Origin of the sequence: Azotosporobacter soli (assembly GCF_030542965.1) — a bacterium.
In the GTDB taxonomy this organism is placed as follows: Bacteria; Bacillota; Negativicutes; order SG130; family SG130; genus Azotosporobacter; species Azotosporobacter soli.
In genome coordinates this window covers 1-773 of record NZ_JAUAOA010000040.1, presented here as the reverse complement: position 1 = coordinate 773, position 773 = coordinate 1, and the positions used below count along the sequence as shown (strand labels likewise).

Annotated in this window: 1 tRNA gene and 2 rRNA genes; all 3 read right to left on the bottom strand. The window is 44.4% G+C overall.

The features are described 5' to 3' along the window. Window positions 1–352 precede the first annotated feature (352 nt). A tRNA-Asn gene (locus QTL79_RS17900) sits at window positions 353–428 on the bottom strand. A gap of 4 nt (window positions 429–432) precedes the next feature. Then, window positions 433–549 (bottom strand): 5S ribosomal RNA (gene rrf, locus QTL79_RS17895). 113 nt (window positions 550–662) lie between these two features. Further along, window positions 663–773: ribosomal RNA gene (locus QTL79_RS17890) — 23S ribosomal RNA — on the bottom strand; the annotation flags it as partial.

Genomic DNA, 773 nt, shown 5'->3' with positions numbered 1-773 from the left:
TAACAAAAACATTATTGTTTGTTGAGCCATCATCACCGAAGCGATGACGTCTCCGCACATCTGGCTTTTCATTCTTTTCCACATTGTTCAGTTTTCAAGGAGCACCACCGCTTTCGCGGCCGGAACACTAGTTTAGCACAGTCACTCGAACCATGTCAACTACTTGTTTCCGTTTTTCTTTTTCAGTTGCTGCCGCCGTTTGGCGACTTATTTATAATATCATTTTGACTTATAGATTGTCAACCCTGTTTTGTAAATGTTTTTTCATATTTGCATGCTCTTTTTCAGCAAGTAAAAGTCATCGAAAAATAATAAAGAGTCTGCGCAATTGCTTGTGCAGACTCTTTAAAAATGGCTCCCCGGGTAGGACTCGAACCTACGACCGATCGGTTAACAGCCGATTGCTCTACCAACTGAGCTACCGAGGAATAAAACCGGCGACTCCCTATCCTCCCAGGCCGCTTCCAGCCAAGTACTTTCGGCGTATGTGGGCTTAACTGCTGTGTTCGGTATGGGAACAGGTGGGACCCCACAGCCATCATCACCGGATACTCAGGTAAACATTTCTACAAGAGAATATATTCCCTGAAAACTTTATAGAAGAAAGATTTGCAAACAAGTGGTTTCATAACTTGCACTCTTCTCAGAGTGCGAGCTTGCATTAAGTCAAGCCCTCGGCCTATTAGTACCAGTCAGCTCCATTCATTACTGAACTTCCACACCTGGCCTATCAACCTTGTGATCTACAAGGGGCCTTACCAGACTACTCTGTG